General features: G+C 72.3%; 11 protein-coding genes. 2 read left to right on the top strand and 9 right to left on the bottom strand.

The window, feature by feature from the left end; translation table 11 throughout:
- Positions 1-490: 490 nt before the first annotated feature.
- The 8 genes from ACZ6B8_RS24110 to ACZ6B8_RS24075 all read right to left on the bottom strand — a co-directional run bounded on the left by ACZ6B8_RS24110 (position 491) and on the right by ACZ6B8_RS24075 (position 10,661).
- Positions 491-2,176 carry an FAD-dependent oxidoreductase gene (locus ACZ6B8_RS24110; RefSeq protein WP_471608554.1) on the bottom strand — a complete coding sequence of 562 codons (1,686 nt, stop codon included), beginning with the start codon at positions 2,174-2,176 and terminating at the stop codon, positions 491-493.
- 29 nt (positions 2,177-2,205) lie between these two features.
- Positions 2,206-3,120 carry an AurF N-oxygenase family protein gene (locus ACZ6B8_RS24105; RefSeq protein ID WP_471081562.1) on the bottom strand — a complete coding sequence of 305 codons (915 nt, stop codon included), beginning with the start codon at positions 3,118-3,120 and terminating at the stop codon, positions 2,206-2,208.
- A 209-nt stretch (positions 3,121-3,329) separates the two neighbouring features.
- The gene (locus tag ACZ6B8_RS24100; RefSeq protein WP_471081565.1) at positions 3,330-4,520 is read right to left on the bottom strand and encodes an MFS transporter; all 1,191 of its coding nucleotides are present in this window, start codon (positions 4,518-4,520) and stop codon (positions 3,330-3,332) included.
- Positions 4,504-5,082: a GNAT family N-acetyltransferase gene (locus ACZ6B8_RS24095; protein ID WP_471608553.1), complete on the bottom strand. Its 579-nt coding sequence runs from the start codon at positions 5,080-5,082 to the stop codon at positions 4,504-4,506. Before ACZ6B8_RS24095 ends, ACZ6B8_RS24100 begins: the two co-directional genes overlap by 17 nt.
- Positions 5,079-6,299 carry a type III PLP-dependent enzyme gene (locus ACZ6B8_RS24090; RefSeq protein ID WP_471082634.1) on the bottom strand — a complete coding sequence of 407 codons (1,221 nt, stop codon included), beginning with the start codon at positions 6,297-6,299 and terminating at the stop codon, positions 5,079-5,081. The genes ACZ6B8_RS24095 and ACZ6B8_RS24090 overlap by 4 nt, the downstream gene beginning before the upstream one ends.
- Before the next feature lie 11 nt (positions 6,300-6,310).
- Positions 6,311-7,630 (bottom strand): DUF6271 family protein, encoded by a 1,320-nt coding sequence (locus ACZ6B8_RS24085; RefSeq protein WP_471608552.1) that lies wholly within the window; start codon positions 7,628-7,630, stop codon positions 6,311-6,313.
- Positions 7,612-8,652 (bottom strand): phytanoyl-CoA dioxygenase family protein, encoded by a 1,041-nt coding sequence (locus ACZ6B8_RS24080; RefSeq protein ID WP_471608551.1) that lies wholly within the window; start codon positions 8,650-8,652, stop codon positions 7,612-7,614. The genes ACZ6B8_RS24085 and ACZ6B8_RS24080 overlap by 19 nt, the downstream gene beginning before the upstream one ends.
- Before the next feature lie 530 nt (positions 8,653-9,182).
- Positions 9,183-10,661 carry an esterase gene (locus tag ACZ6B8_RS24075; RefSeq protein ID WP_471081577.1) on the bottom strand — a complete coding sequence of 493 codons (1,479 nt, stop codon included), beginning with the start codon at positions 10,659-10,661 and terminating at the stop codon, positions 9,183-9,185.
- Between the two features lie 411 nt (positions 10,662-11,072).
- Between ACZ6B8_RS24075 and ACZ6B8_RS24070 the strand changes: the two genes are divergently transcribed.
- Positions 11,073-13,223, top strand: a complete 2,151-nt coding sequence (locus tag ACZ6B8_RS24070) for a choice-of-anchor A family protein (RefSeq protein ID WP_471608550.1) — start codon at positions 11,073-11,075, stop codon at positions 13,221-13,223.
- Positions 13,224-13,273: 50 nt separating this feature from the next.
- On the opposite strand, the gene ACZ6B8_RS24065 is transcribed toward ACZ6B8_RS24070, so the two are convergent.
- The gene (locus ACZ6B8_RS24065) at positions 13,274-13,951 is read right to left on the bottom strand and encodes a L,D-transpeptidase (protein WP_471081583.1); all 678 of its coding nucleotides are present in this window, start codon (positions 13,949-13,951) and stop codon (positions 13,274-13,276) included.
- Between the two features lie 131 nt (positions 13,952-14,082).
- Between ACZ6B8_RS24065 and ACZ6B8_RS24060 the strand changes: the two genes are divergently transcribed.
- Entirely contained in the window at positions 14,083-14,493 is a 411-nt protein-coding gene (locus ACZ6B8_RS24060; RefSeq protein ID WP_471081586.1) for a DUF779 domain-containing protein, read from the top strand.
- The last annotated feature ends 9 nt before the right edge of the window (positions 14,494-14,502 follow it).

Here is a 14,502-nt window from a genome sequence, read left to right as displayed (position 1 = left end):
TCATGGGTTAAAGTCGATCTTGTGCTCGCCGCCGGAACGACGGCGCCGGGCCCGGCGTTGGTGGTCCAAGGAAAGGCGCCCCACTTCCTGTGGGGAGATGCAGGTGCAAGGCCTGCCCAGCGCTCGCGAAGGAAGGCCCGGTCTCCTCAGGGAGGCCGGGCCTTCCGCTGTTCCCACCGGGTCCGGCTGTTGCCCGGGGCGGGGTGCGGGGCGGTGCGCGTGGGGTGCTCCGCACTCCGATCGGTGTGCGCGGTGTACTCGGGGTAGAGATGGAAAGGAACGCCTTCCATGCTCCCACTGCCTTGGTGAACTCCCGCGCACCGAGGCCGTAGTTGAGGCGGGTCGGCCGCGCCGCACGGGGTGAGCCGGCGCGGCCGGACCTGCACGGCCATGCGCCCGCGGTGCCCCCTGCCCGGCATACGCCGGCCGTACGAACAGCGGCGGGGGCGTGCCCCGTCCGAGCGGATCCCGCAGGGGCGCAGGGCGGCCGTCAGCGCAGCAGGCCGCCGCGGCCCGCCCTCGCCGTCGCGACCAGCTCGTCCACCGTGGCCAGTTTGACCCGCGGGCGTCCCGTTCCCTGTCCTCGTGCGGCCTCGGCCCGTTCGATGGCGGCCAGGCCGCGCGCGTCGACCACTTGACGGTTGCGGCGGCGGGCCAGCCGGTGGAACGCCTTCGGGGCGTACCGCGGCGCCGGGAGCGCACCCGCGACCGCGTCGGCGAGCAGGGTGGAGACCGTCTCCGCGGCGCAGGTGCGGTTGGCGCCGATGCCACCGGTGGGGCCGCGCTTGATCCAGCCCACGACATAGGTGCCCGGCTGCCCGCTGACACGGCCGCCCTCGTGGGGCACGGTGCCGTGCGCCTCGTCGAAGGGCAGCCCGGCGACGGGCACCCCGCGGTAGCCGATCGCACGCAGCACGAGGCCCGCCGCCACCGTCCGCTGCCCCGTGCCCGCGGTCACCCGGACCGCCTCCACCCGTTCCGTGCCGAGGAGTTCGGCGGGTTCGCAGAAGAAGCGCAGCACGATCCTGCGGCCGGGCGCCGGCGGCTGCTCCCACTCCGGCCGGGAGCGCGGGACGCCGCGCAGGACCGCCGCCTTGTCGTCGGCGCCCGCGGCGTCGATGGCTCGTGCGACGCGCGGGTCGTGGTCGTCCACCATGAGCTCCACACCCGGCAGATGCTTCAGGGCCAGCAGCTCGGAGCGGGTGTACGCGGCGTCCTCGGGGCCGCGCCGGGCGAGCAGGACCACCTCGCGCACCGCGCTGTCGCGCAGGGCCCGCAGCGCGTGGTCGGCGATGTCGGTGCGGGCGAGGGCGCTGGTGTCGGCGAGCAGGATCCTGGCCACGTCGAGGGCAACGTTGCCGTTGCCGACGACGACGGCGCGCTCGGCCGACAGGTCGACGCCGTCCGCCGCCGCGTCCGGGTGGGCGTTGTACCAGGCGACGAACGCGCTCGCGGAGGTGCTGCCGGGCAGCTCCTCCCCCGGTATCGCCAGGCGCCGGGCGGCCGATGCGCCGACCGCGTAGATCACCGCGTCGTGGTGGGCGGCGATCTCCTCCGGGGTGACGTCGGTGCCCACGTCGAGGCCGAGGTGCATCCGCACCCTCGGATGTCCGTGGAAGCGCGCGAACGTGTCACCGACCTTCTTGGTCGCCGGGTGGTCGGGCGCCACGCCGTAGCGGACCAGGCCGCCCGCCACCGGCAGCCGGTCGATCAGCGTCACCTCGGCGCTGGTGTGCAGCAGCAGGTCCTGCACGGCGTACATCCCGGCGGGTCCCGTGCCGACGACGGCGACCTTCAGCGGGGCGAAGTCCGCGGGCAGGACGCGGGGGAAGGACGGCTCGCCCCAGGCGTGGAAGTTCGGCCCCTGCCGGGCGGATCCGGCCTGTGGCTCGGACGCGCGGGCGGCGTCCGCCGCAGCCGGATCACCCTCGTAGTAGGCCGCGTTGAGGGCGGCGTACTCCTTCTGCCCGGCCGGCAGGCTGTCCACCGGGAAGATCGCGTCGACGGGGCAGGCGTCCGCGCAGGCGCCGCAGGCGATGCACGTCTTCGGGTCGATGTGCAGCATCTCGGTGCTGCCGAACGCCCGCTCCTGCGGCGTGGGGTGGATGCAGTTGACCGGGCACACGGCGACGCACGTGGCGTCGCTGCAACAGGTCTGCGTGATGGCGTAGGTCATGTTCGTCGGCTCAGCTCGCTCGGATCGGCTCAGATGAGGTGGGCGCGCTTGTAGAACGCCAGGGCCGGCTTGGTGAGCAGTCCGCACGAGGCGAGGAACTCCATGAGCCCCGAACAGCTGGACCGCATCATGGACTTGTGGTGCTCGTTGGCCTTCGCCTCGGCCAGCGCGCGCTCCTCGTCGAGGCCGGCGTTCGCGTACACCTTGCGGTTCACCATGCTGGTGACGATGACGTACGAGGCGATGGCGATGACGAGGGCGTTGATCTGGCGCCGCGCCCGCCCGGCGCCCGCGAGCTGCTTGCGCGTCTGGTCGCGGGCGAACTTCATGTGCCGGGACTCCTCGACGACATGGATGTTGTTGATGGTGCGCACGAACGGCACGACCCGCTCGTCCCGCATCCAGTCGCGCTGCATCACGTCGAGGACCTCTTCGGCCACCAGGATCGCGGCGTACGCGGCCTCGCCGAAGGCCACCGACTTGAACGCCCTGCCCAGTTCGACGGCCCACCGGCGCGGCCGGTAGGCGGGTGCGCCGAGCTTCTCGGCGCCCCGGGCGAACATGATGGAGTGGCGGCACTCCTCGGCGATCTCCGTGAGGGCCCACTGCACCTCGGCGCTGGTCGGGTCCTTGGCGTAGACGTCGCGCAGCACCATCTGCTGCAGGATCATCTCGAACCAGATGCCCGTGCTGGCCACCGACGCGGCCTCCTGCCGGGTCAGCTCCTTGCGCTGCGCCTCGGTCAGCTCCTGCCAGTAGGCGGTGCCGTAGAGCGTGCACCACTCGGGGCTCGCGCCGTGGTACTCCCGGTCCAGCGGTGTCTCCCAGTCGACCTCGGTGGCCGGGTCGTACGCCAGCACGGCGGCCGAGTCCAACAGCCGCCGGGCGACGTCGCCTTCCGGTGAACTGCCCTGTGTGCTCGGCCGAACAGTGCTGCTTGCCATGTCGCGGCTCCCTTGGCTTCAGACGTCCAGGCAGCGGGCACGGCGCCGCGTCGCACGGCAGGCCGCGACCCCCTTGTTAGACGGAATGTATAACAAGGGGGTCGGGTGCGCCTACCCTCGAGTAAGTACGAGTTGCAGCAGCGCAGGTGGGGCGGGTGGGACGGTACCGGCCACCGGATGGGACGGGGCGCGGGAGTCCGCGCGCACGCTCAGCCGCTCGTCGTCACGGGCCACCGGATCCGCGTGCTGCACGCCGAGACGACGAGCGCCGACGCGGCGACAGCGGCGAGCCCCCACACGAGGCTGCTCGCGTGGGCGATGAAGCCGATGAGCGGCGGTCCGGCCAGCAGACCCGTGGTGCCCATGGCGGCGACCAGGGTGAGGGAGTCCGAGCCCTGTCCGGCCGCGGCCACATAGACGCACGGGGTGACGGCCGCGATGCCGAGGCCGACACAGGCGAAGCCGAGCAGCGCCGGCACCAGACCCCCGCTGAGCAGGGCGAGCGCCAGGCCCGCCCCCGCCAGCACGCTCCCGGACAGCACGATCCGGCCGTCGCCCCAGCGGCTGCGCCAGCCGTCGGCGAAGAGGCGGGCGACGACCATCATCCCCGAGACCACGGCGATGCCGAGGGGCGCGAGCTCGGCGGAGGCGTCGGCGACGTCCTTGAGATAGAGAGCGGACCAGTCGTTCATGGCGCCCTCGGTCACCGTGCCGAAGGCCATCGCGACGCACATCCACAGCGTCATGGCGGACGGCACGGTCCACTTGCTCTTCGCCGGCCCGGCCGCCTGCTGCTCCTCTCCCGCCTTGCCCGTCTCGTCCGCGGGGTCCGCCTTCTCGGCGAGCAGCCCCGTCCGCGCGTACGCGACGAGCAGGAGCAGGAACGCCGCAGCCGCGCCGAAGTGCACGGCGACCGCCGACGTCACCGCGTTCATTCCGGAGGCAAGCAGTGCGGCGAGCAGGGAACCACCGCTGAACGTGGCGTGCAGGCGGGCCATGGCGTTGCGTTCGTACCGGCTCTCCAGCTCGGCGCCCTGGGCGTTCATGGCGACGTTCAGACAGCCGACGAGGACGCCGTCGACGCACATGACGAGCAGCGCGACCGGGTAGTTGGGCGCCCCGGCCAGGGCCAGGAGCAGCAGGGCGAGGCAGAGCGCCGACAGGAGCGCGAGGCGCTGCGAGCCGAGGCGCCGCATCAGCACCGCGACCACCGGGAACGACACGGCCGCGCCGATGCCCGCGGCCATCAGGAGCACGCCGACCTCCGCGTCGCTCAGGTCGAGGTCCGCCTTGATGGCCGGGATCCGCGACGCCCAGGTGGCGTACTGGAAGCCGAGCGAGCAGAACAGCGCCGCGATCGCCAACTGGCTCCGGTGGAAGGGATCACGCAACCTGAGCACTCGTATCAGTCCACTTCTCGGTGTCCGTCGATGGTTCTGTCCCGCCTTGGGCCCGCAGCTCCGCGGGGATCGCCCGCGCCATGTAGACCGCCGTCGGGCCGTACCCGGCCGGCGGCGGACCCCCGGCCCGGGCGACGAAGCCGCGGCCCGCCCAGAACGTCTCGCTGCCGCCGACCGCGATCAGGGAGATCCGGTCGTACCCGAGCGAGCGGGCCGTCGCCGTGAGGCGGCGCAGCAGGTGCCGCGCGAGGCCGCGGTGGCGCAGGTGTTCCGCGACGACGATGTCGTGCAGGTGCAGGTTGCCGGTGGGGCGGACCGGCCCCCGTTCGGTGCCGCGCAGCTCGGGGTACTCGCTCTCCGGATACGGCAGGGCCAGCAGATAGCCGGCCAACTGCCGCCCCACGTCCAGCGCGAAGCACGTATCCGGGGAGGCTTGTGCGCGGGACTCCAGCGCGGTCCGCCCCTCCGACAGGCCGAGCGGGCCGTAGGCGCGGGACTCCAGGGCCGTGATGGCGTCCCAGTCCCCCACGGCGATGGGGCGCACCCGTATCTCCTCGGTCATGCGTCCTCGCCCCGGTCGTCGACGCAGACGTACGGCAGGGGCCCGAAGCCGTTGAAGCCCTGTGTCATGTAACTGGTCGCGTAGGCCCCGCAGGAGAGCACCCAGACCGGATCGCCGGAGGCGAGCCCGGCGGGCACCCGGACCAGGCCGCCCTCGTGGGAGTACGCGTCGTCGCTGTCGCAGGTGGGTCCGGCGACGACGGCGGGCACGGACGGGGCGCCGGCGTGGGTGGGGAAGACCAGGCGGTACTGCAACTGGTCCATTTCGTAGAGGCCATTGAACTTGCCGCAGCTGAGGTAGAGCCAGTGCCGGCGTTCGCCGTCGGGGCGGCCGCGTGCGGAGAGCCGGGAGACGTGGGCGCGGATCGCGCCGTGGTCAGCGACGAGGTGACGTCCCGGTTCCACGACGAAGCCGAGCCGGTGCCCGGGGATGCCGCCGAGGCGGGCCATGCCCTCGCGGATCACGGTGAAGATCTTGTCCATCGGCGGATCGAGGGGCCTGCCGTGCTTGTCGTGGTAGCCGCGGGCGGGCAGGCCGCCGCCGAGGTTGACGTGGTCCAGGGAGATCCCGCGCGCCGCGAGCTCGGTCAGCACGTCGGCGATGCGGTCCACGGCGCCCTGCCAGGCGTCGGCGGTCATCTGCTGGGAGCCGACGTGCACGGAGAGACCGGCGGGTGTCAGGCCCAGCTCGCGGGCGGTCTCCAGGATCGCGACGGCGTCCTCGGGCGAGCAGCCGTACTTGTTGCTGAGCCCCCAGAGCGCGCCCTCGCCGGTGGTCGCGAGCCGGCAGAACACCCGGCTGCCCGGGGCGTGCGCGGCGATGGCGCGCACGTCCTCCAGGCTGTCGGTGGCGAAGTCCCTGATGCCGATCCGGAACGCGTCGGCGATGTTCCGGTCGGACTTGACGGTGTTGCCGTAGTGCATCCGCTCGATCGGCACGCCGGCCCGCAGCGCCTGTTCCACCTCGGTGGGTCCGGCCGCGTCGACGCCGCAGCCGCGTCGGGCCAGCAGGGTGAGGATCTCGTCGACGGGGCAGGCCTTCATGGCGAACCGGACGGCCACGCCCGGGAGTTCGCGGAGCAGTGCCGCGTAGGCCTCCTCGATGCCGGGGAGGTCGAAGATGATCCGGTCCTCGGGGGCCGCGGCCAGCGCGTCCAGGAGGCGGGCGCCGTCCTGCCAGGGCGCCGGGGTGCGACGGCGCTGTTCTCTCTCGTCGATCGTCGTCGCGCTCACGCCGGGTGTCCCGCCGTCAGGGTGGGTCCCGTGTCCTTGCTCGCGCGCACCAGGGGCTGCCACGCCTCGGTGAGCAGGGCGAAGTCTTCGATGTCGCGGCGCGCCTCGTCGAGCAGGCGCTCGCGCCGGGCGGCGAGGTGGTCGGCGAAGTCGGCGTACCGGCCGCCGAGCGTGCGGTAGGCGGTGTCGATCCGGTCCAGTCGGCGGTGGTTCCCGGCCTGGTCGAGCAGGGCGCTCTCGCGGGCGAACCCGGCGATGACGCCGGAGCGCACCTGCCCCTGTCCGTCCAGCAGAGCTTCGCCGGCCGCGGTCATCCGGTCGTAGATGTGGTTGAAGTAGAGCATCGACAGGAAGAACTTCACGAAGCGCGTCTGGTACGCGAGGAAGCCGGCGTCGGTCCTGCGCTCCGCGGTGTAGTAGTTGACGATGTTGCGGTTGTGCAGGACGCCGGGGAGCGCGGCGTCGTGGACCAGGTGGATGAGGAAGTAGTCGCTGCCGATGGTGTCGGTCGCGGGCGGCAGCGGCACGCTCTCCTGCACGCCGTGGAAGCTGATGTTGCACATGTCGACGCGCATCGGGTCGACCAGGCCGAGCGTCGCGTGGTCGCCGGCGAAGGGCTCCGTGCCCGCGCCCCGGAAGGAGTCCTCGACGAGGTCGCGCTTCTGGCTCTCGGACCAGTCGTCGGGCGCCCAGAGGCTGACGACATCGTGGTACACGTCCGGGTCGAGCCGGCGGATCTCGCCGATGTCGACGGAGAGTTCCCCCACGAAGGAGCTGCCGACCATAGCCACCCGCTTGTGCGCGTGGCGCGGTTCGAGGGTGTTCTCGGTGACGCCGGGGGCGGCGTCGGCCGCGGTCCTGCCGAGCGAGGCGAGTTCGTGGTGGACGGGGAAGACGGGCTCGCCGTCGACGCTCTGGTAGCAGCTGTCGGAGTCCCTGCGGTGGACGGACTCGCAGCCGAGGGCCGCGCCGATGAGGAAGGCGCGGTTGGTGCAGGCGCCGTAGGAGAGGCCGTCCGGGAGCATCAGCTCCAGCATCAGCTCCGGCTTGGCGACCTGGGCGGCGGCGATCACCCGGCGCAGGAAGGCGCGCTGCGCGGCCTCGTCCAGGTGGTGCACGACGACGCGCGGCACGTCGGGCAGCGCCTGTACGGCCCGGGCGTGCGCGGCGAACGTGGCGGGGTCGGAGGAGTCGAGGATCAGCAGGTGGGCCTCGACGTCGAAGTGCCCGGCGGCGTAGGCGGCTTCCTCGCCGATCGCCGCGATGGTGTCCGGGCAGGCCCGGTTGGTGGGCAGCGTCAGGCAGATGCGGCGCATGCGGCTTCCTCGTTCCAGGACTTGAGGCCGAGCAGCTTGGCGCCGAGGTCGTTCAGCGCGGCGGTGCCGTAGCGGAGCGACTCGGGCTTGTGCGCGTCGCCGAGCAGGGTGGCGTTCCAGTCGGGCGTGCTCAGGTCGCGCCAGGAGTCGACGCGGGAGCGGCGCAGCTCCTCGTGGCTCTCCAGCGCGGGCATCATCGAGAGGTACTGGACCGCGCGGACGCCGTTCTCGGAGGTGTTGGGGGCGACGCCGTGCGCGAGCAGGCCGTTCCAGATCAGCAGGTCACCGGCGCGCAGCTCCGGCCGTACGACGGGCATGTCGTCCCGGTCGATGGCGGGGCGGATGGGGTCGCGGTCGTCGGGCTGGAGCGCCTTCCACCGGTCGAAGCGGCGGAAGAGCTCGGGGCAGCACTGGAAGCCGCCGTGGTCCTCGCGGGTGTCGTCCAGGGCGATGATCCCCTGGACGCGCTGGGGCAGCACGCCGAGCGTGGTGTCGACGTCCCAGTGCAGGTTGATGTCGAATCCGCGTTCCGTGGGCGCGATCAGGGAACGGGAGCGGTTCTTGACGTTGGGCGGGTTGAGGTTGAGCCGGTCGAGCGTCACCCAGAGCTCTTCGCAGTCCCATACGTCGACGAACGCGTCGTAGACCCGCTGGGCCTGCCGGCTGTCCCAGATCAGCTGGTGGTGGTAGGCCTCGACGAAGCCGTAGACGTGCAGCTCACGGTCGAGGTCGGAGCGGAACTCGCGCTCCTCGTACCAGGTCTCCGGGCGGCCGCGGTCCAGGCCCTGGAACTCCCAGGCGAAGTCGAGCAGGTCCTTCGCCGCGCCGGCGGGTATCGCCTCCTTCACGACGACGTAGCCGTACGTCTGCCAGTGGGCGAAGTCCTCCTCCGAGAGGACGCGCAGGGGCCGGGTCTTCTGCAGGTCGCGCAGCTGGGTCTGCGCCAGGTACGTGTCGCCGTCGGCGCTGAAGTAGGGGACGTCGCAGGGGGCGCGGTGGAGGTAGCGGTCGCTCGCTGGCATGTGGTGCTCCAAGGTTCGGTTCTGTCGTCCGGCGGCAGGACTCCACGCCGGGTCGGGCCACGGAGGGCCCGCCGGGGCAGCGCGTTCACACCCGCCCCCTGTCGAACTTGCGTAGCACCAAAATGGACTAGACCAACTCCTCGTGTCAACAATTGAATTGGGCGCCTTGAGACCCAAAAGGGCGATATTTACCCCGCGTTCACGCGCCCGCCATAAGGGGATGTGGCGAAGATTCCGCAGCTCAACTGCGGTCTACTGGAGGGTAGTTGGTCCAGACCAGCGGAACTTGTTGAGCGATGAAGGGCATCACGAAGCGCCGTCGGGCGGGGGGCGCCTCGGCGGGAAACATGGGTGGCCGGGAGACATGGGCACGAGACGCAGAACGCCCCCTGCCGCATGCGGACGGACCGCATGCGGCAGGGGGCACGTGCGTGGGCGGCCTCCGGACGCGGTGGTGAGCACGTCCCGCGCTGCTGCGGAGCCGCCCGCTCACCACCAGTCCCGGAGGTCTGCCCCTCAGGGCATCGGCCTCACTCGTCGATCGCCGCGCCGAAGGCGGACCCGGTGGCCGGCGCCCCCAGCGAACCCGCGCCGTACGTCCACGAGCCGGAGCCGGTCACGCCGCCCGATCCGGCGGAGAGGACCCACACCACGCCGTCGCCGGCGTTCTCACCGGGCGCGGCCGCGAGAAGCCCGAAGCGGCCGTCGCGGTTCGGGTCGGAGAGCCGCACCTGCCCGCCCCACTTGTCGCCCTTCTCGGCCGCACCCGGGATGTCCGCGTCGTCCTGGTCCCACGACTTGGCGCCGGTGGCCGTCATGCCGTTCTCCGAGCCGTTCAGGACCCACACCGCGCCCGCGTCGGCGACCGTCCCGATGTCCTCGCCGGGGGCGCCGATCGCGACGTCGGCGAAGCCGTCCCCGTTGGTGTCCGCCACGGAGAGGTCGGCGCCCCAGCCGTCACCGCGCTCGGCGGTGCCGGGCACGCCGGCGGAGTCCTGCGTCCACCACTTGGCCTCCTCCAGCAGGCCGTCCTCGGTGCCGTAGCGCACGCCCACCCGGCCGCCGGTCAGCGTCGCGCCGCTGTCGTCCGGGGCGGCCGGTTCGCCGGTCACCAGGTCGTCGTAGCCGTCGTTGTCGATGTCGCCGGAGGCGGTGGCGGGGCCGCCCTTCAGGTCGTTCTTGTACGTGAGGCCGTCCGCGCCTCCCGCGAACTGCACGGACAGACCGCGGCCCGGATCGTCGCCCCCGGTCAGACCGGAGACGATGAGGTCGGCGTAGCCGTCGTTGTCGTAGTCGCCGGTGGTCAGCGCCTTGGGCTGGAAACCCTCCGCCGCGGCGGACGCGGCGAGCCGCTCGCCGGCCTGGCGGCGCAGCGGCGCCCGCTCGCCGGGCTGCGGCGCGGGCTCGTAGGCGAACAGCTGCATGTGGTCGCGGTCCAGGACGGCGAGCTCGTCGCCCGGCGTGACCCCGGAGAGGTGCCCGGCGGCGAGGGCCGAGCCGAACCGCGCATCCGCGGCGGGCTCCCCGGCCTGCAGCCAGTCGCTCGCGGCGCCGGACAGGCCCGACTTCGAGCCCCACAGGACGGCGACGCCGCCCGCGTCCGCCGTCGCGTCGAGGTCCTCGCCGGGGATGCCGATGACGGCGTCGTCGTATCCGTCGCCGTCCAGGTCGCCGGTGGCGACGGCCTTGCCGAAGGCGTCGCCCGCCTCCGCGGCGCCGGAGACGCCGGCCGTCGACTGGCTGAAGCGGGCGACGTTCGTGGTGCCGATGCCTCTGGTCGAGCCGTACTGGACCGTGACGAGTCCCGCGCCCTTGGCCCCGCTCACCGTCGCGCCGGGGGCGCCGACCAGCACGTCCTCGTACCCGTCGCCGTTGAAGTCGCTGTTGCGGTCGTCGGCGTGGGTTCCCCCAGGCGTGCCGGCGAGGGCGGAGGGGGCGGCGGCGATACCCGCCCCGGTCAGCAGGAGGAACGATGCCGCGGTGAGGGCGGCCGAACGGTTCTTGCGCACGAGCGGCTCCTGAGAATGAAGGTGGCCGGGCAGGCGCGGGGGGTGTCCGGAAAGGGCCCGTTCCTTGTCCGGCGTCCTGTTCGACACGGGATGCGGCGCGAGGGTTGTACGAAGTACCCGAGCTCCTGCCGCGCCCGGACCACGTTGATGCGGGCGCTGTACGCGCCGTACGTCATCTGCATGAGGGCGCGTGGTACGGAGCCCGGGAAGCGAGCGGGGCCGTCCCGGATCTCCGGGGGCCCTTCCCGGACGTGTGCATGGCCCGTCCCGGATGCGTGCGGGGCCCGTCCCGGATGGCGCAGTACTCGTCCTTTGCAGTGCTCTTCGGTTGAGGCGCGGACGGCTTCAGCGGTCGCGCCCGACAATCGTGCGAGCCTCCTCGACGTCTCTGTGATCACGTGAGGAGCTGATGTGCGCGTAACCTTCCCCTCCCTCATCCAGTCCGGCATGAGGTATCTGTGTCTCCTCGGCGTCGTCGCGGGCGGTGGCCTGTCGACCGTGCCCGCCGCCGCGCACTCCTCCCCGCACCCGGAGCACGCCCCGGCCGGGTCCTTCGTGGCCGCCGCCAAGCCCCTGCCGGGCGGGCTCGGCCCGTGTGTGCCGGGCACCTGCCCCGACGGCGGCTACCCGCCCGTCAACAACGACCGGATCACATACCGCGACAACGCCGTCAACATCTACGTCGGCGAGGACTTCCTGGTCCGCGGGCGGGCCGCGGAGGCCGAGGGCCGCGTGGTGGTCCTGGGCGACTTCGACATGGACAAGACGGCCGGCGCGAGCAGCATCTACAACGTCGGCGAGGCGGGCGTCGGGTCCCGGGTGGCGCCGCCCGTCGGCGCGGACTGGCTCACCACCGGCGGCGGCGTCACCGTCGCGGGCGGCCAGCGGCTCCTCGCCGAGGACGGCGTGGTGCGCCACGCGGGCGACGCCTCCGGCCGGATCCTCGGCACCCTGCGCAAGGACCCGGACGCGGCCACCCCCTACCTCCCCCTGCGGGACGAGCTGACGGCCGCGAGCCGGTGCTACGCCCACCCCGACGGCGGCACCCGCACCCCCACGGGAACGGTCCGGCACTCGGGCGGCGAGACCCTCTTCCGCGGCGACAACAGCTCGGATCTCCAGGTCTTCAACGTGGACTTCGACCTGATGGGCGGCAACGGCGGCCAGGAGGGCATCCGCTTCGAGGGGATCCCGGACGGAGCCACGGTCCTGGTCAACATCCTCGGCACGAACCGCACCATCAACACCTACAGCGGCACCATCGACGACAGCAGCGGGCTCAACAAGCTGCGCACCCGGCTGCTGTGGAACTTCCCCGACGCGACCTCGGTGGAGGTCAAGGGCACCGGCCAGTTCCAGGGCAGCCTCCTGATCGGCAACCAGGCGTCGCACACCACGGTCAGCGTGCCCGGCATCAACGGCCGGTTCTTCACCACCGGCTCGCTCACCCACACCAGTTCGGCGTCGGGCGGCGGCGGCCAGGAGTTCCACAACTACCCCTTCGACGGCGACCTGCCCGACTGCGCCACAGCGCCCACCTCGGGCCAGGTCAAGATCGTCAAGAAGGACGAGGACAGCGGTGAGCCGCTCGCGGGCGCCGAGTTCGAGCTGTGGCAGGAGTCCAACGGCGACGACGGCCTGCAGACCGGCGGAGCCGACCCGGACACCAAGGTGGGAAGCCCCTGCGTCACCGAGGAGCCGGGCGCGTGCGCGTCGAGCGTGCCGCTCGGCACGTACTACTGGCGCGAGACCAAGGCCCCGGCAGGCCACGTCCTGCCCGATCCGAACGTCTTCGGCCCCCTCGAACTGACCGCGGCCAACGCCGAGGACGGCGTGACGGTCACCGCCACCAACAAGAAGAAGCCGACCGTCGAGGACGGCACCGTCACCGTCGTCAAGAAGGACAAGAAGACGGGCAAGCCGCTGGCCGGCGCCGTCTTCCAGCTGTGGCGCGAGACCAACGGAACCCCCGGCCTCCAGCAGCGCGGTTCCGACCCGGACACCGCGACCGGCGAACCCTGCACGACGAACGCGTCCGGCGTCTGCCGCAGGACGGTCGGCGTCGGCACGTACTACTGGGTGGAGACCAAGGCCCCCGACGGCTACGAACTGCCGGACCCCGCCGTCTTCGGCCCCCTCGACCTCACCACCGCGGCCCTGGAGCGCGGGGTCTCCGTGGAGGCGCTGAACAGCAAGGAGTCCCGCCCGAACGTCACGGGCAAGATCACCGTCGTCAAGAAGGACAAGAAGACGGGCAAGCCGCTGGCCGGCGCCGTCTTCCAGCTATGGCGCGAGACCAACGGCCGCACGGGTCTCCAGACGTCCGGCACCTCCCGTGACACCCTCGTCGACGCGGGCTGCGCCACGGACGGCCGGGGCAGGTGCTCCTACCAGGGCCTCGACCTCGGCTCGTACTACCTCAGGGAGACGGACGTCCCCGACGGGTACGTCCTGCCGAGGAACAGGGTCAGCGGCCCGCACAAGGTGACCGCGGGCAACGCCGCCAAGGGCGTCACGGTGACGCTCACCAACCAGCGCGGCGGAGGCAAGAAGGGGAAGTGACGCACGCGGCCGTGGGCCGCGTGGTTCCCGCGCGCCGGGTACGGGTGGTGTCAGCCGCCCGTACCCGGTTTCGTGCCCCAGAGGTAGAGCCGGTCGCCCTTCAACAGCAGGTCGTACAGGCGTCTCGCGTCGTTCATGGCGAGGTTGACACAGCCGCCCGAGCCGGACGAGAAGAGATCCTTGCGGGTGCCGTGCAGGGCCTGGCCGCCGTTGAAGAACTGGGCGTACGGCATCTCGACGTCGTAGAGCGTCGAGTAGTGGTCGCGGTGCTTCCAGTAGATGCGCTGCCAGCCGCGGCGGGTCTCCAGGCCGTCCCGGCCGGTGCGGATCGGCACCGGGTCGAACACCAGCCTGCGGCCGCTCTGGGACCAGAGGATCTGCCGGGTGAGGTCCACACAGGTGATCCGGTACGGCCTGACGGGGCAGGCGCGCCGCGCCGCGGGGTCGCGCCGGATCCGGTCGGCGACGACCAGGCGGTACGTCCGCAGGGTCGCCCGCCCGTCCGCCGGACGGATGCCGAGCCGCTGCTGGAGCCGCCGGATGGCCGCGCAGTCGGCGGGCGACTGGCGTCCGTCGACCGGCAGCCGCAGCTCCCGCTCCAGCTCGCGTTGGTAGGGCGCGGTGCCCGCACGGCACGGCGGTTCCGCGCCGGGGACGGAGCCGGCGACCGCATGCGGGGCGGGCACGGCCAGGGACAGGACGGCGATCGAGGTCAGGAGCCAGCGCATCGCCCCAGCTTCACCGCTGCGCGGCCGCAGCCGGGGCGACACGGCTCGACAAGCCCACGATTGGTCCATCGGGGATCCTGCGCCCCCGCCGTGCAACCCTGTTGCAACGTGGCTGGAGGAAGAGTGATCCCATGGACCGTCATGAGACCAAGGACAGCGGGGGCGTTGACCCCCGGGTCGAGCTCACCCCGGCGGCCGCCCGGCTCCTGCGCCGGCTGCGCGAGCAGCACGGGCCGCTGATGTTCCACCAGTCCGGCGGCTGCTGCGACGGCAGCGCCCCCATGTGCTACCCGGACGGCGAGTTCCGCACCGGCGACTCCGACGTGCGCCTCGCGTCGCTGGCCGTCGAGGGAGTGGCCGAGCCCGTCGCGTTCTGGATGTCCAGGAGCCAGTACGCGGTGTGGAGCCACACCCGGCTGATCGTGGACGTCGTGCCGGGCCGGGGCAGCGGCTTCTCGCTGGAGGCCCCGGAAGGCGTACGTTTCCTCATCCGTTCCCGGCTGGTCGGTGCCGAGCCACCGGCGTCTGGTGAACTCCTTTGACTGCTGGGA

Source organism: Streptomyces sp. NPDC041122 (assembly GCF_055592445.1).
The sequence above is the reverse complement of the archived record's forward strand: the minus strand, read 5'-3'. Positions and strand labels throughout refer to the sequence as shown.